Source organism: Flavobacterium laiguense, from assembly GCF_003097655.1.
Taxonomy (GTDB): domain Bacteria; phylum Bacteroidota; class Bacteroidia; order Flavobacteriales; family Flavobacteriaceae; genus Flavobacterium; species Flavobacterium laiguense.
This window is the reverse complement of sequence record NZ_QCZH01000007.1, coordinates 20976-40489: the sequence shown is the minus strand read 5'-3', so window position 1 is coordinate 40489 and position 19514 is coordinate 20976. Positions and strand designations below refer to the sequence as shown.

The window sequence follows — 19514 nt, the reverse complement described above, 5'->3', positions numbered from 1 at the left end:
CAAATAATTTTTAGGCAAAATTAATAAATCCAACTCGAAACTTTGGGACAAAATAAAAATATCATTCTTAAATAAATGATAAAATATAGTACATTTGAAATGCGTTATCCCTTTTCAACTCAAATATTTTAGTATGTTCACTATCAAAAAATTATTTATTGCCGCTGTTTTTTTGATTCCAACAATTCATTACGGACAACACACGGACCAAATCAATTCAAACAGACCAGGGGAATCCATGTCGGCTTTTGCTGTTGGAAAAACCGTTATTCAAGTAGAAACCGGTGTTTTTGGTATTCAAGAAAGTCATAGTTTACCACCGCATTCTGATGCTAATGGGTTTGGTATAGACGTCACCCTGAGATATGGATTGTTTCTTGAAAATTTAGAATTGGTTGCCGATATACAATACGTAAACCAAACCGTCAATTCTCCTATGCGCTCTATGGATATCGCTGATTTTAAACAAACTGTTCTAGGCGCTAAATATTTAATTTACGATCCAAACAAAAATTATAAGAAAGAACCAAATCTATACAGCTGGAAAGCCAATCATTCTTTCGATTGGCATCAATTAATTCCTGCAGTTTCTGTATTTGCAGGAGCAAATTTTATCTTTACGGATAATCCATATTCTTATTCGCTCGGATCCAAGATATCAAAACTACCCGAGTCCAGTATATCCCCAAAATTAATATTGATCACACAAAACCATTTAGGTGACGGAAGATGGGTTTTTGTAGCCAATATCATATCAGATTATATGACAACTGATTATCCGAGTCTTAGCTACATCCTGACTCTAACAAGAGGAATTAATGATAAATGGTCTGCCTTTGTGGAAAACCAAGGGGTAAAAAGTGACATCTACAGCGATGCTATTATTCGAGGTGGTGCTGCTTATTTGATCAACAAAAACTTGCAAGTAGACGCTTCAATAAGTACCAATTTTAAAGACACCCCTTCTATCCTTTACGGAGGAGTGGGCGTTTCATGGCGTTATGATGGTCGCTACAAAGAAGTTCATATTTTGACCAAAGAAGAACAAGCGGCCGAAAAAATGGCAAAAAAGACCCATTCCAAAAAACAAAGCAAAAAATCAAAAAAATAAAAACATAGTTCCCGAAAATAATGATTACCATACAAGAAGCAAAGACTAAAAACGAGTTAATCGAATTCATAAAATTCCCTTTTTCCTTATACAAAGACAATCCGTATTGGGTTCCGCCCATTATTGCCGATGAGTTGGAAACGTTTGACAAGACCAAAAATCCAGCTTTTGAAAGTGCCGAAGCTTCCTTTTTTGTAGCACTAAAAGACAACAAAATAGTAGGTAGAATCGCGACAATCATCAACTGGGACGAAGTCAATCACCAACAGAAAAAGAAAGTTCGTTTTGGTTGGTTTGATGTTATTGATGATCTAGAAGTAACCAAAGCATTGCTTGAAAAAGTATATGAATTGGGAAAAAAAAACAATCTTGAATATGTTGAAGGTCCAATGGGATTCTCCAATCTGGACAAAGTAGGCGTTTTGACTGAAGGTTTTGAAGAATTAGGAACGATGATTACGTGGTACAATTATCCTTATTATGCAACCCATTTTGAAAAATTAGGATATGTAACCGAGAAAGAATACCTAGAAAACAAATTTCCATTTGCCAATGCGAAACCAGAGTTTTTCGAAAAAATAAATGAGTTGGTCAAAAAAAGATACCAACTCAAACCCATCAATTTTAAATCGGCCAAAGCCGTGATGCCTTATGTCGATAAGATGTTTGATTTATTTAATGAATCGTACGCGAGTTTGTCTTCGTTTGTAGCCATTACAGATGTTCAAAAAGAATATTTCAAGAAAAAATACATTAGCTTCATCAATCCGGAATACATCAAATATGTAGAAGACAAAGACGGAAAACTAGTGGCTTTTGCTATTGTAATGCCAAGTTTTTCCAAAGCATTGCAAAAAGCCAATGGCAAGTTATTTCCTTTTGGTTTCCTGCATTTACTAAATGCGAGACGCAACAGCAAAGATGTTGTTTTTTATCTGATAGGTGTACATCCCGAATATCAAAACAAAGGAGTTACAGCTATTATTTTCAGTGAATACCACAAGACTTTTACAAAAAGAGGAATTAAAAACTGTTTCAGAACCCCTGAATTAGCTGATAACTTAGCCATACAGTTACTTTGGAAAAATTTCAACCCTACGATTCATTGTAGAAGAAAAACCTTTAAAAAAGAACTTTAAAAAAGAGTGATCAGTGGTCAGTTTTTTAGTGATCAGTCCATAAATTGAAGATTCGGTAGCAAAATAAGCCCGACAGATTTCTAAAACCTGTCGGGTTTATTTTTAAATAAAAAATCCATTCGCAAAAACGAATGGATTTTTTTTATATTCCTAACTGATTACTAAAAAACTGTTAACTGAACACTTTTTAAAACTGATCACTAAAAACCTGAACACTAAATATTAAGCGTCCAAATCAACTTTAGTTCTGCTAGCGATTTCTTTATAGGTTCCGTTTTCTAATCTTTCACGAATGTCTTCAAATGCGGTAAGCGTTTCGTCAATATCAGACAATGTATGTGAAGCTGTAGGTATCAATCGCAACAAAATCATCCCTTTTGGAATAACCGGATAAATGACAATCGACAAGAAAATACCGTAGTTCTCTCTTAAATCATTTACCATAACCATCGCTTCTGGCACACTACCTTCAAGATATACAGGAGTTACACAAGTATTCGTATCCCCAATATTAAAATTTCTAGTTCTCAAACCACTTTGCAATGCATTAACATTTACCCAAAGTTTGTCTTTCAATTCAGATGAATTTCTTAACAATTCCAAACGTTTCAAAGAACCGATGGTTTGAATCATTGGCAACGCTTTGGCAAACATTTGAGAACGTAAGTTGTATTTTAAGTAATCGATAATATCTTTATCAGCAGCCACAAAAGCACCAATATTAGCCATAGATTTTGCAAACGTAGAGAAATAAACATCAATTCCGTCTTGACAACCTTGCTCCTCACCTGCTCCAGCACCTGTTTTACCAAGAGTGCCAAAACCATGTGCATCATCTACAAGTAAACGGAAATTGTATTTCTCTTTCATGGCTACAATCTCTTTCAACTTCCCTTGTTGTCCACGCATTCCAAAAACACCTTCGGTAATAAATAAGATACCACCACCAGTTGTTTCTGCAAGTTTCGTAGCACGAGCCAAGTTTTTCTCCATGCTTTCGATGTCGTTATGACGGTATGTAAAACGTTTTCCGCTATGCAAACGAACCCCGTCAATAATACAAGCATGAGCATCAACATCGTACACAATCACATCATTTCTAGTAACCAAAGCATCAATAATAGACACCATTCCTTGGTAACCAAAATTCAATAAATAAGCTGATTCTTTCATTACAAAAGCAGCCAATTCTTCTTCTAATTGTTCGTGATATTTTGTGTGACCACTCATCATTCTGGCTCCCATTGGGGCAGCAGCACCAAACTCGATAGCCGCATCAGCATCCGCTTTACGTACTTCAGGATGATTCGCAAGACCCAAATAGTCATTCAAACTCCAGTTCAAAATATCCTTTCCTTGAAATTTCATTCTTGGTCCTAGTTCTCCTTCTAATTTTGGAAACACAAAATAACCTTCTGCTTGTGAAGCCCATTTTCCTAGTGGACCTTTATTGTTTTGAATTCTTTCGAATAAATCTTTTACCATAATATATGTATGTACTAGTATTAATTTTAAGTCCCGAAGGTTCGGGGGCAAAATTAATTATTTATAATTTATTAGCGTATTGAAAGTAAATTTATTTTTTCTATCTAAAAACCACTTAAAAAAATCAATATTTTGATCCTTAACGAACTCTACACTAAGCGAAGCCGAAGGGTAGAAATAAAGGAGCTATCTCCCGCTGTACATTACAAGCTCTTCTTCATAAACCTTTTTTTCTATTGCGCTGCAAGGAGCTTCCTCCAGTCGCTCTTGCAGTACAAGAAAAAACAGGTTTATTCCATCGAGGCTTTCCGTTTCCATCAGGGCTAATGCGGCAACAAACAACTTTTTTCAATAAAATCCGTATATTTGAATCAGATTCAATATCAATATCAATTGCAATGTCAATTACAATATGAAAAATCTAAATTCTAAAAATTGACAATCAAAATAATCTAAAATCTAAAATCTGCTCCCGAAAGCTTTCGGGACTAAAATATTAAGGTATGTCTCAAAACGCAAAAGAATTAAAACTCGCCGTACTTATTGATGCCGACAACGTTCCTTACAGCAATGTGAAGGGAATGATGGAAGAAATCGCTAAATATGGCACCCCAACCACCAAACGCATTTATGCCGACTGGACTAAACCTAATGCCAATGGTTGGAAATCAGTTTTGCTTGAACACGCTATTACACCTATTCAACAATATAGTTACACCGTCGGAAAAAATTCCTCCGATTCGGCTTTAATAATTGATGCAATGGATTTATTGTATTCAGACAAAGTTGACGGTTTTTGTATCGTTTCCAGTGATAGCGATTTTACCAGACTAGCCATACGCTTGCGAGAATCTGGCATGAAAGTCATCGGAATTGGCGAGAAAAAAACACCAAATCCTTTTATTGTGGCTTGCGACCGTTTTATTTTTATCGAAGTTTTGGAAGGCGCCATCAAAAAGAAAAAAACAAAACAAACCGTTTCGGCTCCAGTTACAGATACTAAAGACACCAAAAAAACTGCCGTAAAAGAAACCTCTATAAAAGTAGACAATCAAACTATAGAACTGATAGAAGACACCATAGATGCAATTGGCGATGATGATGGTTGGGCTTTCTTGGGAGATGTAGGTAACCTAATCGTAAAGAAAAAACCCGAATTTGACCCCAGAAGTTATGGTTTCAACAAACTGACACCTATGCTCAAATCCCTAACCGATATTCTAGAAATAGACGAAAGAGACTCTGATAAAAAAGGAATCAAACACGTGTATGTGCGATTGCGTTATACGTAATCAATCATTTTTTCCCGATAATTTAACAAATGTAACGTGACATTCAAAATAGTGCACAAAAAAAGGAGGGCGTATGTACCACCCTCCCATTGTAGTTCTGATTTATCATTATCTAACTTATACCCTAAATCCGTATAGCTGACTATTGAGATATTTTTTCTAATACTGAAACAGTTGTGATATTATATGCTCAAGTAATTAATCAAAACCACAATCAAATTTACAATATATTTAAATCTAAACATATCTTTTTCAGTACTTTAACCGTTATTTAACACATTTGTTTTCAATATTTAAAACACCTGTTTTTTCAAACAAAATAACAAAAATAAAACCCTTAAAAAAACCTTGTTTTTTTGCTTCCGAGCTAAATTTTTAATGTAATTTTAAACCATCATTCCCGTCAATTTTTTTCAGAACTAGACAAATATAAAATTATGCTTTTGTAAAAGTCGTATTTATTACAGTTGTAATTCCTCCTTCAGTATTTGAAAATTTTACTTTTAACACAGAACTCGATACACTTACTACCTCGACAGAAACCACACGTCCTCCTTCATATCTAATAGTAATAATGTTTCCGCTTTTAGACCAAGTTCCAGTAACTAGATCTGATGCACAATCTGAACCGAAATAATAAACTTCATTAAAAACACCACCTGCTTTTAATTCGATGTAATCTTTGATACATCCGGGCTCATGACCATAATCTTCTTCTGGAGAAGTTACCCCATTAACAGTCTCGCTCATCTTGCTGAAATTCCATTTTCCTTCAACCGAAGCCGGAGCTGGAGCTGGAGAATCATCATCATTACTACAAGAGGAAAAAGTCATGCCTAAAACTAGGGCAGAAATGAATAAAATAATTGCTTTTTTCATAATAATTTGTTTTTAAATTAGGAAGTGGATTCTAAAAAAAAAAAAGAACTTGAATTTACAATAAATTATTGTGAAAAGACCTATACATAAGTATTTTAACAATTAGTTAACGTCTTGATTTTCAGTATCAAAATACACGCTTTTCAATACACACTCCTTCATTCATAAATTCATTTGTTTCCTAATTGAAATCCAAAAAACACATATCTTTGCAATCAAAACAGCAAACCAATACTCCCTATGCAACTCGTATTCGCTACCAACAACTCCAACAAAATCAAAGAAATACAAAGCATGCTTCCCGAAAGTATCGAAATCATAAGTCTCGAAAGCATCGGTTGTCATGAAGAAATCCCTGAAACCGCTGATACTATTGAAAAAAATGCTATTATGAAAGCCAATTATGTAACCGAAAAATATGGTTATGATTGTTTTGCAGACGACACAGGACTGGAAGTGGATGCACTTAATGGCGAACCAGGCGTATTCTCTGCTCGCTATGCTGGAGAACAACGTTCGTCTGAAGACAATATGACGCAGTTACTTTCGAATTTAGAAGACAAAACCAATAGAAAAGCCCAATTTAAAACCGTAATCACATTAAACCTTAAAGGAAAACAGTATCTTTTTACGGGTATTTCACGAGGCGAAATCACTTTGGAGAGAACAGGAAATCAAGGTTTTGGCTATGACCCCATCTTTAGACCGGAAAATTACCAAGAGACTTTCGCTCAATTGTCATTAGAAACCAAAAACAAGATTAGCCATAGAGGAAAGGCTACGGTTGAACTTATCGCTTTTTTGACTAATAATAAAATCTAAAAAAAGTAGCATGCTCCCGAAAGCTTTCGGGGTTCGCAGATTTTTGCAGATTTTTTTTACTCTATAATATCTTCTTTAAAAGTGTAATTTGTCGCGTACCCTGTAGCTTTTGCAAAGGTCTTATAAAAATAAAAAACTGTAGAATAGCCCCGACAGAAGGGAAAATACTTTCTTGTCTCGTCCCGATAGCTATCGGGATTTCGAGACAAGAAAGATTGGAATGATGGCGGGAGGATGTTTTGTTATGAAAAGAAAATATTCTGCTCCTAAAAAAACATCATTTTCTGATTAAAACTTTCTACTCAAAAGCCATCCTCAGACATCAAAATTCAAAATTTAAAATTTAAATTATAAAATCAAAATTATAAAATTCTGATTATCAAATACTAATAAAACATTAAATCTTAAAATAGCATTAGTTTATATGAATTATAAACAGTAATTTTGCACCCTATTTTAAAAATACATATGAATAAATTTGAACAATTAGGATTGAGTGAATCGTTACTGAAGGCGATTTTAGATCTAGGATTTGAGAATCCGACCGAAGTACAGGAGAAAGCGATTCCCCTATTATTGGAAAAAGACACAGATTTAGTTGCGTTGGCTCAGACAGGGACAGGGAAAACGGCAGCTTTTGGTTTTCCAGTTATTCAGAAAATTGATGCCGACAACAGAAATACACAGGCGTTAATTTTATCTCCAACACGCGAATTGTGTTTGCAGATTACCAACGAACTTAAAAACTACTCAAAATACGAAAAAGGTATTAATGTAGTAGCAGTGTACGGTGGAGCTAGCATAACAGAACAAGCGAGAGACATAAAGAGAGGTGCACAAGTTATTGTGGCAACTCCAGGAAGAATGCAAGATATGATAAACAGAGGATTGGTAAACATTTCTCAAATTAACTATTGTATCCTTGATGAAGCAGACGAAATGTTGAACATGGGTTTTTACGAAGATATCGTAAACATCCTTTCTACTACGCCTGACTCCAAAAGCACATGGTTGTTTTCTGCAACTATGCCTGCTGAAGTAGCACGAATTGGAAAACAATTCATGAAAGATCCAATTGAAATTACAGTTGGTGCCAAAAACTCTGGTTCTGCAACGGTTTCTCACGAATTTTACCTAGTAAATGCACGTGACCGTTACGAAGCTTTGAAAAGATTAGCCGATTGTAATCCTGATATTTTCTCAGTAGTTTTCTGTAGAACAAAACGTGATACACAAGCCGTTGCCGAAAAATTGATTGAAGACGGATACAGCGCTGCTGCCTTGCACGGAGATTTATCTCAAGCGCAACGTGATGGTGTTATGAAATCTTTTAGAGGAAGACAAATCCAAATGCTTGTTGCGACTGACGTAGCGGCACGTGGAATTGACGTTGATAATATTACTCACGTAGTAAACTACCAACTTCCTGACGAAATCGAAACGTACAATCACCGTTCAGGTCGTACGGGTCGTGCTGGTAAATTAGGAACTTCTATCGTAATTGTTACTAAAAGTGAATTGCGTAAAATTTCTTCTATCGAAAGAATTATCAAACAAAAATTCGAAGAAAAAACAATCCCTTCTGGAATTGAAATCTGCGAAATTCAATTGTTGCACCTTGCAAACAAAATAAAAGACACAGAAGTTGATCACGAAATTGACAACTATCTTCCAGCTATCAACAATGTTCTTGAAGGTTTAACTAAAGAAGAATTGATCAAGAAAATGGTATCAGTAGAATTTAACCGTTTTATTGCTTACTACAAGAAAAACAGAGATATTTCTAATCAGTCTTCAAATTCTGAAAGACGTGATCGTGATGATAGAGATGGTGCTCCAAGAGAAAACAACAATAGCGGTGCTACAAGATATTTTGTAAACATTGGTTCTAGAGACAATTTCGACTGGATGTCATTAAAAGACTACTTGAAAGAAACATTAGACTTAGGTCGTGATGACGTTTTCAAAGTAGATGTAAAAGAAGGTTTCTCTTTCTTTAACACTGATCCAGAACACACGGATAAAGTAATGGAAGTTTTGAACAACGTACAATTAGAAGGACGTCGTATCAATGTTGAAATTTCTAAAAACGATGGTGGTGGAAGAAGAGATCACAACGGAAGAGATTCTAGAGGTGGTGGAAGCGGATTTGGTGGTGGAAGAAGTTCTGCTCCAAGAAGAGAAGGAAGTTTTGCTCCAAGAAGAGAAGGATCAGGCGGATTTAGAAGCGACAGAGGTTCTGCTCCTAGAGAAGGTGGTTTTGGACCAAGAAGCTCATCAGCTCCAAGAACAGGTGGTTTTTCATCTGACAGGGCGCCAAGAGCAGAAGGTTCATCTGATAGAGCTCCAAGACGTTCTGAAAGCTTTGGTGATGCACCAAGACCAAGAAGACCAAGAAGAGACTAAGAAAAGATTTTAGATTGCAGATTTATGATTTGCAATTTTAAAACCTTCTGTTAATTTTCTTATAATTATACTGGAACTACAAAATATTTAATCCTGTTTTATTACTTTTAAAGTTTTAAACCAGTTTATGAAATATTTTGTAGTTTTTTTATTTTTAATAGCTTCCATAAGTACAGTTGCCCAAACCACTGATACTCCCGTAAAAGTTTCTGGTACGATTATCAGCGATAATACCGGCACCCCTTTAGCTAACGCAAATATTATCAACATCAATCAAGTTACCGGTACCACTACTGATGACAAAGGTAGTTTTGAGATTGCCGTAACCCAAAGCGACACCTTACACGTTACCCTTCTTGGCTATCAATCCTTACGGGTTAGAGTGACCAATGACTGGATAAAAAACAAAAAAACGACTATTCAATTGACTCAAAAAGCAATCGCTTTGGAAGAAGTGGTCATAAGTCCATACTACCTTACCGGCTATCTAGAAATCGATTCTAAATTAATCCCTATAAAAGAAGATTACCGCTATAGTATTTCGGGATTAAACCAAGGCTATGAAGGAGGTCAATACGCACCCGAAGCTTTTGGCAAAGTACTCGGATCCATATTCAATCCTGCCGATATGCTCTACAATGTCTTTGGAAAGAAACCCCAACAGCTCAAAAAACTCAAAGAGCTGCGAAAGGATGACACCGTGAGAAATCTTCTGGAAACCAAATTTGACAGAGAAACCATTTCATTACTATTAGGCGTTACCAAAGACGAAATTGCCGAAATATTATCTCGATGCAGCTACTCCGAAGCTTTTATCAAAACCGCCAACGACCTTCAAATCATGGACGCCATAAGTGGATGTTACGAGCAATATAAGATTTTGAAGAAAAAGTAAAACTAATTACTGAACACTACTATAATACCTCTCCTCAATTCTTTTAATATCCTTAATAGACTTCTTCGCCCAATCCAATCGTTTTACCAATATTTCTTCTTCGGTCAACTGCCAATTAATATCGGAATTACGCAATCGATTTGTTAGATTCTGAATAATAATAGCCGCCGAAACCGAGATATTCAAACTCTCCGTAAAACCCACCATCGGGATTTTAAGAAAACCATCCGCCCTGCGAAGAATTTCTTCTGACAATCCATCTCTTTCGGTGCCAAAAAATAACGCACTTGGTTTCGAAATATCAAAATCCTCCAGCAAGTAATCATTCTCGTGTGGTGTGGTCGCAATGATTTGGTATCCTTTGTCTTTCAGCGAATCGATACAATTGGTCACACTGTCAAAAGAGGATATATCCACCCATTTTTGGGCACCCATCGCAATTTCTTTGTCGATACTTTTACCATAACGTTCCTCGATCACATTCAACTCCTGAATACCAAAAACTTCACAACTGCGCATTACCGCACTGGCATTATGCATTTGGAAAATATCTTCAACCGCAATCGTAAAATGTTTAGTTCTGTTATTTAGGACTTTCAAAAATTTCTCTTTCCGATTATCGGTTAAAATATTTTCCAGAAAAGTGAGGTAATCTATATCAATCATTGCGAATTATTTTTTTGGCAAAAATACTAAAAAAGAGTAGTTTTATAAGCTAGACTAACAAACAACAAAAAAAGTTTAAACCATATAAGATTCATATAAGTTTAAGGCGTTGGGTGTAATTATTTTTTTACCACATAGAAACACAGAGCTTATATTGTTTGAAAAGAATTTGAAAGGCGTTTTACTTTTCACATAGACAATCTATGTGAAAAATAGTGCTATTTTCTATTCATTCTTAAGTTATCAGTTATAAATCTATGTGTCTATGTGGTTCATTTTTTTATTTAAACAGAATTACACCCAACGGGTTAAGTTTATTTAAGCTTAACTTATATTATATGGTTATTTTTCACAATGATTTATAAATGCATTCAAACGTTCTAAAAAATTGAACTTTTAAACAAATACAACCTAATGAAAAAAAAACTAGTAGTTCTCACCGGTGCAGGAATTAGTGCCGAAAGCGGTATCAAAACCTTTCGTGACAGCGACGGATTATGGGAAGGCCATAACGTGATGGACGTAGCTACTCCCGAAGGCTGGCATAAAAACCCTTCTTTAGTTTTGGATTTTTACAACCAAAGACGCCAACAATTAAAAGAAGTACAGCCCAATTTAGGACATCAAATTTTAGCCGAATTAGAAAATGACTTTGACGTTTACATTATCACCCAAAATGTAGATGATTTACATGAACGTGCCGGAAGCTCTAATATCACCCATTTGCACGGTCAATTATTAAAGGTACGAAGTTCTAAAGATGAAAACTATATCTTGGATTGGCAAGATGACTTAAATTTTGGAGACGTTGATCATCAAGGAAATCAACTTCGGCCACATATCGTTTGGTTCGGGGAACAAGTCCCTGCCCTAGACGAAGCCATCACAATAACAGAACAAGCTGATTATTTTGCAGTCATTGGAACTTCATTACAGGTCTATCCTGCTGCGGGTTTAATAGATTTTACCAAAAAAGAAACCCCAATTTATTATATTGATCCAAAACCCATAAAAATACCCAATCTTAGAAATCGCCTTGAAGTAATTCCGAACATCGCTTCTGAAGGGATGATTATTTTAAAAGAAAAATTACAAACTAATCTATAACAACTTTATCAAACGAATTTAATAAGCCTAAATCCAAAACAGTGCTACGATGATTTTCACTTTGGGAATACATCGGCATAAATTTGGCTCCGTAAACGATTTCATCAAAAGTATATGAAGTCCTTGTTGCAACCGTAGTGCTGAACATATCATCAAATGTTTTAACGATTATTATAATTTCACCCGAAATTGAAGTATAATCAGAAGCTACCAATCCAAATAAAGGACTTTCGTTAGTTATCGGATGAACCAAAGTCCAGCTCATCGCCAGCGAGTTTATTTTTTGATATTCCAAATCCAAGGTGAAAAATTTATTCGTCATAACCCCATTCTCTTCAATTCGCATTCCAAGAGTTACATTGACTTCAGCGTCAATGTAATTAGTGTTTTTGTAAGGAGCGAGCCTAAACATTAATGCTTTTCCATCATTAAAAGGAGCAATGATTGCATGATGCGAAAACTTTAAAAAAATAGCAGGTTTACTGAATCTTCCAAAAAACAAACCCGTGGCAATGGCAAAACTCAACAAACCTATTAAAGCTTCAGCAGAAGATAAAGCGCTCGTATAAAAACCTGTCGGACTAATATGCCCATACCCCACTGTGGTAAACGTTTGTGCACTAAAAAAATAAGCCTGCCCAAATTGTATCCATTCATCATCTGTAGTTTGGATCCCGTTGAGATTCTCAATTCCTATCCCAAAATAGAGTAATGCAAACACGAAATTAATACTAATATAAAACAACAAAAGAATCGAAAGGAATTTCCATGAAGACATATCTAACATAGTATGGTACCAACTTATTCTATCTAGAATCCCAACACCCTTTTTAACCGCATTTGCAGAGCCATCCTTATTGATGAAACGACCACCATAACTGGATGCACTAGCTCCAAATCCCGTATTGATAAGAAATTTTGCTTTTAAATTTAATCGGTCAAATAGTACCATAATGCGTTGAATTATTTAAGTGCAAATTAACTAATTTCATTTACATCTGATTACTGCATAAAATAAAGTATCCCCTAAAATCATAAGCTCTTCATAACAATAGGATTCGAAATATAAAATCCATTATTTCACATCAGAAAGCACAAAATAAAGTACCTAAAAGAGAAAAAAAATATCAAATCCTAAAGCAAGTATAATAATAACACGAATAATCTTGTTCAAAAAATATTTTTATGAGTAGTACTACCATGTTAGATAAATATTCAAATATTTTTACCTCTAAAAAGTTGAAAAAATGAAAAAAAAGTTATTTTTGTTTCTTCACAAAACAAACAATACCAGTTAAATACCACAAAATCATGAATTTAAAATTACCCCTAATCATTATCTTACTTTTTGGCGCACAATCCTCTTTTGCACAAGAATCAAAAGACGAGACAGCAACTATCGATGCAAAAAACAATACCTTTTCTGAAGAAACAACAAAAACTGATGCGCCTGCAATTGATTATAAAAAAGAAATTCAAGCCTTAAAAGATCAAGAAAAAGCGTATTTAGCAAAACTAGAAGCAGATAAAAAAGCAGCGGAAATAGCAGCCAAGGAAGAGGCTATAGCCGCAAAAGCAAAGGCGGAAGCTGACAAAAAAGCAGCAGCTGAGGCTAAAATAGCCGCAGAAAAAGCAGCAAAAGAAGATGCCATAACCGCAAAAACAAAAGCTGAAGCAGATAAAAAAGCGGCAGAAGCGGCCGAAAAAATATCAAAAGAAAAACTAGCAGCTTATGAAAAAGAAGTCAATGCCGCCAAAGAAGCTCAAGAAAAAATTGCAAAAGATGTTGAAAAACTGACTAAAGAAAAAGAAGAAGCGGAACAAAAACTAGCTGAATCGGCAAGATTAGCACTGCAAAAATCGACCCAACTAGAAGAACAAATCGCTAAAGCAACTGCTGAAGCAGAGAAAAAAGCGGCAGCAGAAGCTAAAATAGCGGAAGAAAAAGCGGCTAAAACAGAAAAGTAAACCACGAACAAAACCAAGAATTATTCTAACCAATTTAGTTTTTAAAATCCGCTGAAAAGCGGATTTTATTATTTTAATACATACAAATCAAGGGCAATTATATCCAACATAATATTTTTTAAAAATGTCTATCTTTACCACCAAAAAAAAAATAATCATGCAACATATAATTGACCGCTTTATTAGTTACGTTACCATTGACACCGAATCGGATGCAAGCTCAACTACAACTCCTAGTACAGCAAAACAATGGGATTTAGCCAATAAATTGGTAGAAGAATTAAAAACTATCGGATTACAGGATGTAACCATAGATGACAAAGCTTACATCATGGCAACGCTACCGAGTAATGTAGACCATGAAGTGGCAACTATAGGTTTCATTTCTCACTTTGACACCACTCCCGATTTTACCGGTGCCAATGTAAAACCACAAGTTATCCCTAATTATGACGGTAAAGATATTATTCTGAATGCAGAACAAAATATTATCTTATCTCCTTCATATTTTAAGGATTTATTACAATACAAAGGACAAACGCTAATCACCACAGACGGAACAACACTACTGGGTGCCGATGATAAAGCCGGAATTACGGAAATTGTTACTGCAATGGAATTCCTAATCAACAATCCTGAAATCAAACACGGAAAAATTAGAATTGGTTTTACTCCCGATGAAGAAATTGGTCGTGGTGCCCATCATTTTGACGTTGAAAAATTTGCAGCAGATTGGGCTTACACCATGGATGGTAGTCAAGTAGGCGAATTGGAATACGAGAATTTTAATGCGGCTGGTGCCAAAATAATTTTCAAAGGAAAAAGCGTTCATCCCGGTTATGCCAAAGGAAAAATGATTAATTCAATGCTTATCGCCAATGACTTTATCAACGAATTACCAAAGGAAGAAACTCCGCAAGACACTAAAGGATACGAAGGTTTTTTTCACGTACATCACCTAACGGGAAGCATAGAAGAAACGGTTTTAGAATTAATCATTCGCGATCATAACAAGAAAAAGTTCGAGAAACGTAAAGATTTAATTGCGAAAATAGCTAAAAAATTCAACAAGAAATTTGCCAAAAAATTTGGAGAAGATATTGTCATTACCGAAGTAAAAGATCAATATTACAATATGAAAGAGAAGGTAGTGCCTGTAAAACATATTGTTGACATTGCCGAAAGTGCCATGAGAGAACTCGGAATTAAACCGCTAATCAAACCTATTCGTGGAGGAACAGACGGCTGCCAATTATCTTACAAAGGCTTGCCTTGTCCTAATATTTTTGCAGGTGGACATAACTTTCATGGAAAGTATGAATATGTTCCGGTAGAAAGCATGCAAAAAGCAGTAAATGTAATTGTGAGAATTGCCGAATTGACCGCCAAAGGTGACTATCTAAAAAAAGAAGAAAAACCGAAAAGAAGAAGGTAAATCTAACAGTAATACATGGACAAAATCAATCATTGGGAGGCTGAATTGGAAATTTTAAAATCAATTATTGCTAAAACAGTATTGGTTGAAACCACCAAGTGGGGCGGTTGTGTATATGTACTTGATAACAAAAATGTAATTGGTGTTGGTGGATTCAAAAACTTCTTTACGCTTTGGTTTTTCAATGGTGTATTTTTAAAAGATGAAAAGAAACATTTGGTCAATGCCAACGAAGGCGTTACCAAATCATTGCAACAATGGCGTTTTACATCCAAAGAGGAAATCAATGAGACGGAAATTCTTGCCTACATCCAGGAAGCCATTAAAAATGAAAAACAGGTAAAAATAATTAAACCCGAAAAGACAAAAGAAGCAGTTTCAATACCTGCTATTTTTCAAAAAGAATTGAATGCCGATCCCAATTTAGAAGAGGCATTCCAAAGATTCAGTCCATACAAACAAAAAGAATTTTTAGAATATATCGAAACCGCAAAACGAGAAGAAACTAAACTTTCGAGAATTGAAAAGATAAAGCCTATGATTTTAGATAATATTGGTCTGAATGATAAATACAGGTAGATTCGAAAATTTAAAATTCAAATAAAAACTCAAATCCCAAATTCCAATAGCATTGGAATTTGGGATTTTTTCATTTAAAGCAATAAAAAATTTCATTCCTAAAAAGCAGTTTAAGTAATTAAAAATCTACAAAAACTTAACATTTTAGTATGTAAATATTCATTATATTTGTTAATACAAATCTAACAATTCACTAACATTGAGCGATTTACGGCATCCAGACCCTTGTTTTTCAATATCGTCAATACAATAATTCACATACTAATACATACTGTTATGATAGAAAAAAAAGAAGAAAAAGTAATTCCGGAAATAGCTGTTAATCCAGATGCGATAAAAAGCAAAAAACCTGTTGCGGCAAAACCAGCATCTTCAAAGCCAGTTGTTAAAAGAACAAGAACTACAGTTGCAAAAGCAACCGTTGTAAAACCCACTGTTGCAAAAACAACATCGAGACCTAGCAGCGCAAAAGTAAGCTCTCCAGCAGTAAAAGTTGAAAAAAGCGAAGAGGTCAAAGACAAAATTACCGAAAACATTAAGACAGCCGAAAAAGCTATTATTTCGGAAGAGAAAAAAGAGAAAAAGAAAAAGAAAAAAAACAAAGCAAAAATGAAAGACAAAGAGAAAGAAAAAGCAAAAAAAGCGAAAGCAAAGGAAAAAGCAAAAGCGAAAGCCAAAAAAGCTAAGAAAGCGAAAAAAGATAAAGCGAAAAAAGCAAAGGTAAAAGCCAAAGCCAAAGAGAAAAAAGCGAAAGCAAAGGCAAAAAAATCTAAAAAAGGAAAAAAGAATAAAAAGAAATAATCCAATTTTTAAAGTTCAAAAAAAATAAAAAAATCCCAAATTCCAATAATAACGATTGGAATTTGGGATTTTAAATATTATATTTTTTAAACTACTGTTTTTTATTCAAAGCAGCACTCATTTCCATAGAAATGGCAGAACGCTCCATTTTCAATTTTCCAGCCATAGTTTCAATAATCACTGTAGTATCAGCAAGCTCAGCAACTTTACCATGAAGACCACTTTTTGTGATGATTTTGTCTCCTACTTTTAATGTGCTTTCAAATTCTTTTTCATTTTTAGCTTTTTTTTGTTGTGGTCTGATCATAAAGAAATAGATCACTACAAACATCAATAAAAACGGTGCAAACTGAGTTAATTGTTCCATAATTTAAATATTGGGTTTTTGTTAATTAATTTTATTTTTTAGTGGAATTGGGTTTTGTATTTTCAGCAAATTACTTTTACATCAAACCTCTACCAATCTTAACTATTCTTTTACTTTTTTCTAGTTCTTTTACTAGATTATCTAAAATTCCGTTGATAAAAATACTGCTTTTTGGCGTAGAATATTCTTTTGCCAATTCTAAATATTCATTCAAAGTTACTTTTACAGGAATAGAAGGGAATTTCAAAAATTCACAAATCGCCATTTTTAGAATAATAGTATCGATCTCGGCAATACGTTCACTATCCCAATTAGGTGTTTTATCAACATATTCTTTAGCCAATTCCGATTCATTCAAGACAGTTTTTCTAAACAAATCTTTCACATAAGCCTTGTCTTCATTGTCCTTGTACAATTTTGGTACTCTAAAATTATCATCTTCGCCTTGTTTTATTCCTTTTAGTTGCTTGATAATATGTGTATTTACCAAAGGCACATCATCAATCCATGTCAATTTATCATCTTCAATGTATTCGTATAATTTCTCATTAGGAACGATAACATCTGTAAATATGTCGACAATAAAATCTCTGTCTTCCTCAAAAGCATTCACATTATTGCTCATGTATTTAGCATACAAATCACTTTCTTTTATCGCATTAAGCAAAAGAATAATGTAATCATCGTTTAATGTCCAATTGTTAATGGAACGATTTTCCAGAGCAATACTAAGGGAATTATTTTCGGCAAGAATTTGAAAAATACTGTTTTTAATGAATTTCTCATTAGGATTACGTTCTTCTTTTGTAGCCAAGTGTTTTTGGCTTGACAGATGCAAAAAGATGGTTTCTTTTTTACAAATTTCTATCAGCGAAGAAAGCATGATAAGGTATAAATCTTGAATGGCATCAATACTATGAAAAAGGAACTTCTCTTCTTTTTCTAGATTATCAGATCCATTTTGATGCATTGCATAAATGGATTGCATGACTTTAACGCGAATGTGTCTTCTATTTACCACCTTGTAAGAACTTTTAAAATTAGTCTGCAAAAATAAGAATTTCATCGCTGAAATGAAAATTTATAACTGCTTAATTAAAAAAAAGTGATCAGTGGTCAGTTTTTTAGTGATCAGTTTCTAAGAAGTGGTAAGTGATCAGAGTTTAAAAAGTGATTCATATTTTGTACTTAAAAAAAATGTTCAGTTAACAGCTTTATTAGCAGTCAGTATTTTTATAGAACTCTATAAAACTGAATACTAAACAACTGATTACTGAACACTATTTTAAAACTGATCACTGAACACTATTATTTTTTACTGTTCTCAATTTTTCTTAAATCAATACGATTTTGAGCAATAGTCAAAGCCGCTTGATGTGTTGTTATTCCTTTTGCAATAGCGTAATCAAAGATTTCTAATGTAGTGTTATAAATATTTTCGGTTTTACGCATGATTTCTGCTTTGTCATAATGAGCCAACTCTGCATAAACATTGATAATTCCACCTGCATTAATTAAGAAATCCGGAGCATAAAGAATCCCTCTTTCTTGCAATATTAGACCGTGTGTATCTTCGTTTGCCAATTGGTTGTTAGCAGCACCCGCAATCACTTTTGCTTTAATTTTGTTTACGGTAGCATCATTAATTGTTGCTCCCATAGCACAAGGCGCATAAATATCAACATCAGCATTGTATAAATCGTCTCCTCTAAATATTTGTGCATTATATTTTGCTGCTACTTCATTTAATCTTTCTTCATTGATATCAGCGATAATAACTTGAGCTCCTTCTTTCGTCAAATAATCAACCAAAGTCTCTCCTACGTGTCCAATTCCTTGAACCAATATTTTTTTACCTTCTAATTTGTCCGAACCAAATTTTTGTTTTGCAGCTGCTTTCATCCCCATATATACCCCAAAAGCGGTAACTGGCGATGGATTTCCTGCTCCACCTCTTTCTTCAGAAATCCCTGTAACATAAGGAGTCACATCTCTCACTAAATCCATATCCGATGTTTCCATCCCAACATCTTCAGCCGTAATATATCTTCCGCTTAATGAATGTACAAATTCTCCAAACTTACGCATTAATTCAGGCGTTTTTTGAGTTTTGGCATCCCCCATAATAACAGCTTTACCTCCACCAATATTCAATCCTGTAATTGCAGCTTTATAAGTCATCCCTCTAGAAAGACGTAAAACATCATTTAAAGCATCCCATTCAGTAGCATAATTAAACATACGAGTTCCACCCAATGCAGGTCCCATAACCGAATTATGAATACCAATAATTGCTTTTAAACCTGTATCTTTGTCATTACAAAATACAATTTGTTCGTGATCATTAAAAGACAATTGTCCAAAAACAGGATCCATTTTTTGAAGTTCTTTTACAGTTGTAACCGTAGCATCCATAGCACTATTTTTTTTAGTTATAAATTACGAATTCGTCAAAAAGACATATCAAACATACATAAAAAATAAACATACCGCATTAAATTTATCTTAAAATAAATAATCAACAAGAATAAATAATATTTGAATCATCAAAACAATTATTAA

18 protein-coding genes are annotated in these 19514 nt (G+C 34.3%); 11 read left to right on the top strand and 7 right to left on the bottom strand.

What is annotated here, in order from left to right:
* Nucleotides 1-133: 133 nt before the first annotated feature.
* Nucleotides 134-1111, top strand: a complete 978-nt coding sequence (locus DB891_RS08415; RefSeq protein ID WP_116762485.1) for a transporter — start codon at nt 134-136, stop codon at nt 1109-1111.
* A 20-nt stretch (nt 1112-1131) separates the two neighbouring features.
* The gene (locus DB891_RS08410; protein WP_116762483.1) at nt 1132-2250 is read left to right on the top strand and encodes a GTP cyclohydrolase; all 1119 of its coding nucleotides are present in this window, start codon (nt 1132-1134) and stop codon (nt 2248-2250) included.
* A gap of 222 nt (nt 2251-2472) precedes the next feature.
* Here DB891_RS08410 and DB891_RS08405 read toward each other — a convergent pair whose 3' ends face one another.
* Nucleotides 2473-3735, bottom strand: coding sequence for an aminotransferase class I/II-fold pyridoxal phosphate-dependent enzyme (locus tag DB891_RS08405; RefSeq protein WP_116762481.1), 1263 nt, complete (start codon nt 3733-3735; stop codon nt 2473-2475).
* A gap of 503 nt (nt 3736-4238) precedes the next feature.
* Between DB891_RS08405 and DB891_RS08400 the strand changes: the two genes are divergently transcribed.
* Complete coding sequence (locus DB891_RS08400) at nt 4239-5027, top strand: NYN domain-containing protein (protein WP_116762479.1); 789 nt, start codon at nt 4239-4241, stop codon at nt 5025-5027.
* 435 nt (nt 5028-5462) lie between these two features.
* On the opposite strand, the gene DB891_RS08395 is transcribed toward DB891_RS08400, so the two are convergent.
* Nucleotides 5463-5906: a lipocalin-like domain-containing protein gene (locus DB891_RS08395; protein ID WP_116762478.1), complete on the bottom strand. Its 444-nt coding sequence runs from the start codon at nt 5904-5906 to the stop codon at nt 5463-5465.
* Nucleotides 5907-6146: 240 nt separating this feature from the next.
* Between DB891_RS08395 and DB891_RS08390 the strand changes: the two genes are divergently transcribed.
* The 3 genes from DB891_RS08390 (at nt 6147) to DB891_RS08380 (ending at nt 10029) form a co-directional block, all read left to right on the top strand.
* The gene (locus DB891_RS08390) at nt 6147-6728 is read left to right on the top strand and encodes a non-canonical purine NTP diphosphatase (RefSeq protein WP_116762476.1); all 582 of its coding nucleotides are present in this window, start codon (nt 6147-6149) and stop codon (nt 6726-6728) included.
* A 468-nt stretch (nt 6729-7196) separates the two neighbouring features.
* Nucleotides 7197-9134, top strand: coding sequence for a DEAD/DEAH box helicase (locus DB891_RS08385; protein WP_116762474.1), 1938 nt, complete (start codon nt 7197-7199; stop codon nt 9132-9134).
* A 127-nt stretch (nt 9135-9261) separates the two neighbouring features.
* Complete coding sequence (locus tag DB891_RS08380) at nt 9262-10029, top strand: carboxypeptidase-like regulatory domain-containing protein (protein ID WP_116762472.1); 768 nt, start codon at nt 9262-9264, stop codon at nt 10027-10029.
* A gap of 6 nt (nt 10030-10035) precedes the next feature.
* On the opposite strand, the gene DB891_RS08375 is transcribed toward DB891_RS08380, so the two are convergent.
* Nucleotides 10036-10695 (bottom strand): TrmH family RNA methyltransferase, encoded by a 660-nt coding sequence (locus DB891_RS08375; protein ID WP_116762470.1) that lies wholly within the window; start codon nt 10693-10695, stop codon nt 10036-10038.
* Between the two features lie 414 nt (nt 10696-11109).
* On the opposite strand from DB891_RS08375, the gene DB891_RS08370 reads away from it, so the two are divergent.
* Nucleotides 11110-11802, top strand: a complete 693-nt coding sequence (locus DB891_RS08370) for an SIR2 family NAD-dependent protein deacylase (protein WP_116762468.1) — start codon at nt 11110-11112, stop codon at nt 11800-11802.
* Here DB891_RS08370 and DB891_RS08365 read toward each other — a convergent pair.
* Nucleotides 11792-12754, bottom strand: a complete 963-nt coding sequence (locus DB891_RS08365; RefSeq protein WP_116762466.1) for an ion channel — start codon at nt 12752-12754, stop codon at nt 11792-11794. The genes DB891_RS08370 and DB891_RS08365 overlap by 11 nt on opposite strands.
* A gap of 359 nt (nt 12755-13113) precedes the next feature.
* On the opposite strand from DB891_RS08365, the gene DB891_RS17475 reads away from it, so the two are divergent.
* From DB891_RS17475 to DB891_RS08350, 4 genes are all read left to right on the top strand, one after another.
* Nucleotides 13114-13770 (top strand): hypothetical protein, encoded by a 657-nt coding sequence (locus DB891_RS17475; RefSeq protein ID WP_124019506.1) that lies wholly within the window; start codon nt 13114-13116, stop codon nt 13768-13770.
* A 157-nt stretch (nt 13771-13927) separates the two neighbouring features.
* Nucleotides 13928-15205: a peptidase T gene (pepT, locus tag DB891_RS08360; RefSeq protein WP_116762695.1), complete on the top strand. Its 1278-nt coding sequence runs from the start codon at nt 13928-13930 to the stop codon at nt 15203-15205.
* Nucleotides 15206-15220: 15 nt separating this feature from the next.
* The gene (locus DB891_RS08355) at nt 15221-15784 is read left to right on the top strand and encodes a YdeI/OmpD-associated family protein (RefSeq protein ID WP_116762464.1); all 564 of its coding nucleotides are present in this window, start codon (nt 15221-15223) and stop codon (nt 15782-15784) included.
* 276 nt (nt 15785-16060) lie between these two features.
* Nucleotides 16061-16585 carry a hypothetical protein gene (locus tag DB891_RS08350; protein ID WP_116927934.1) on the top strand — a complete coding sequence of 175 codons (525 nt, stop codon included), beginning with the start codon at nt 16061-16063 and terminating at the stop codon, nt 16583-16585.
* Between the two features lie 91 nt (nt 16586-16676).
* Here the strand turns inward: DB891_RS08350 and yajC are convergent, their stop codons facing one another.
* From yajC to DB891_RS08335, 3 genes are all read right to left on the bottom strand, one after another.
* The gene (gene yajC / locus DB891_RS08345) at nt 16677-16952 is read right to left on the bottom strand and encodes a preprotein translocase subunit YajC (protein WP_116762458.1); all 276 of its coding nucleotides are present in this window, start codon (nt 16950-16952) and stop codon (nt 16677-16679) included.
* Nucleotides 16953-17028: 76 nt separating this feature from the next.
* The gene (gene nusB, locus DB891_RS08340) at nt 17029-17940 is read right to left on the bottom strand and encodes a transcription antitermination factor NusB (protein ID WP_116762694.1); all 912 of its coding nucleotides are present in this window, start codon (nt 17938-17940) and stop codon (nt 17029-17031) included.
* Nucleotides 17941-18260: 320 nt separating this feature from the next.
* Nucleotides 18261-19367, bottom strand: coding sequence for a Glu/Leu/Phe/Val family dehydrogenase (locus DB891_RS08335; protein WP_116762457.1), 1107 nt, complete (start codon nt 19365-19367; stop codon nt 18261-18263).
* Nucleotides 19368-19514 lie beyond the last annotated feature (147 nt).

Coding starts and splice junctions, on each gene's coding strand:
- nusB (WP_116762694.1), bottom strand. CDS start 17,940: ATGCAATCCATTTATGCAATGCATCAAAATGGATCTGATAATCTAGAA.
- yajC (WP_116762458.1), bottom strand. CDS start 16,952: ATGGAACAATTAACTCAGTTTGCACCGTTTTTATTGATGTTTGTAGTG.
- DB891_RS08415 (WP_116762485.1), top strand. CDS start 134: ATGTTCACTATCAAAAAATTATTTATTGCCGCTGTTTTTTTGATTCCA.
- DB891_RS08410 (WP_116762483.1), top strand. CDS start 1,132: ATGATTACCATACAAGAAGCAAAGACTAAAAACGAGTTAATCGAATTC.
- DB891_RS08405 (WP_116762481.1), bottom strand. CDS start 3,735: ATGGTAAAAGATTTATTCGAAAGAATTCAAAACAATAAAGGTCCACTA.
- pepT (WP_116762695.1), top strand. CDS start 13,928: ATGCAACATATAATTGACCGCTTTATTAGTTACGTTACCATTGACACC.
- DB891_RS17475 (WP_124019506.1), top strand. CDS start 13,114: ATGAATTTAAAATTACCCCTAATCATTATCTTACTTTTTGGCGCACAA.
- DB891_RS08365 (WP_116762466.1), bottom strand. CDS start 12,754: ATGGTACTATTTGACCGATTAAATTTAAAAGCAAAATTTCTTATCAAT.
- DB891_RS08395 (WP_116762478.1), bottom strand. CDS start 5,906: ATGAAAAAAGCAATTATTTTATTCATTTCTGCCCTAGTTTTAGGCATG.
- DB891_RS08335 (WP_116762457.1), bottom strand. CDS start 19,367: ATGGATGCTACGGTTACAACTGTAAAAGAACTTCAAAAAATGGATCCT.
- DB891_RS08355 (WP_116762464.1), top strand. CDS start 15,221: ATGGACAAAATCAATCATTGGGAGGCTGAATTGGAAATTTTAAAATCA.
- DB891_RS08385 (WP_116762474.1), top strand. CDS start 7,197: ATGAATAAATTTGAACAATTAGGATTGAGTGAATCGTTACTGAAGGCG.
- DB891_RS08390 (WP_116762476.1), top strand. CDS start 6,147: ATGCAACTCGTATTCGCTACCAACAACTCCAACAAAATCAAAGAAATA.
- DB891_RS08380 (WP_116762472.1), top strand. CDS start 9,262: ATGAAATATTTTGTAGTTTTTTTATTTTTAATAGCTTCCATAAGTACA.
- DB891_RS08350 (WP_116927934.1), top strand. CDS start 16,061: ATGATAGAAAAAAAAGAAGAAAAAGTAATTCCGGAAATAGCTGTTAAT.
- DB891_RS08370 (WP_116762468.1), top strand. CDS start 11,110: ATGAAAAAAAAACTAGTAGTTCTCACCGGTGCAGGAATTAGTGCCGAA.
- DB891_RS08400 (WP_116762479.1), top strand. CDS start 4,239: ATGTCTCAAAACGCAAAAGAATTAAAACTCGCCGTACTTATTGATGCC.
- DB891_RS08375 (WP_116762470.1), bottom strand. CDS start 10,695: ATGATTGATATAGATTACCTCACTTTTCTGGAAAATATTTTAACCGAT.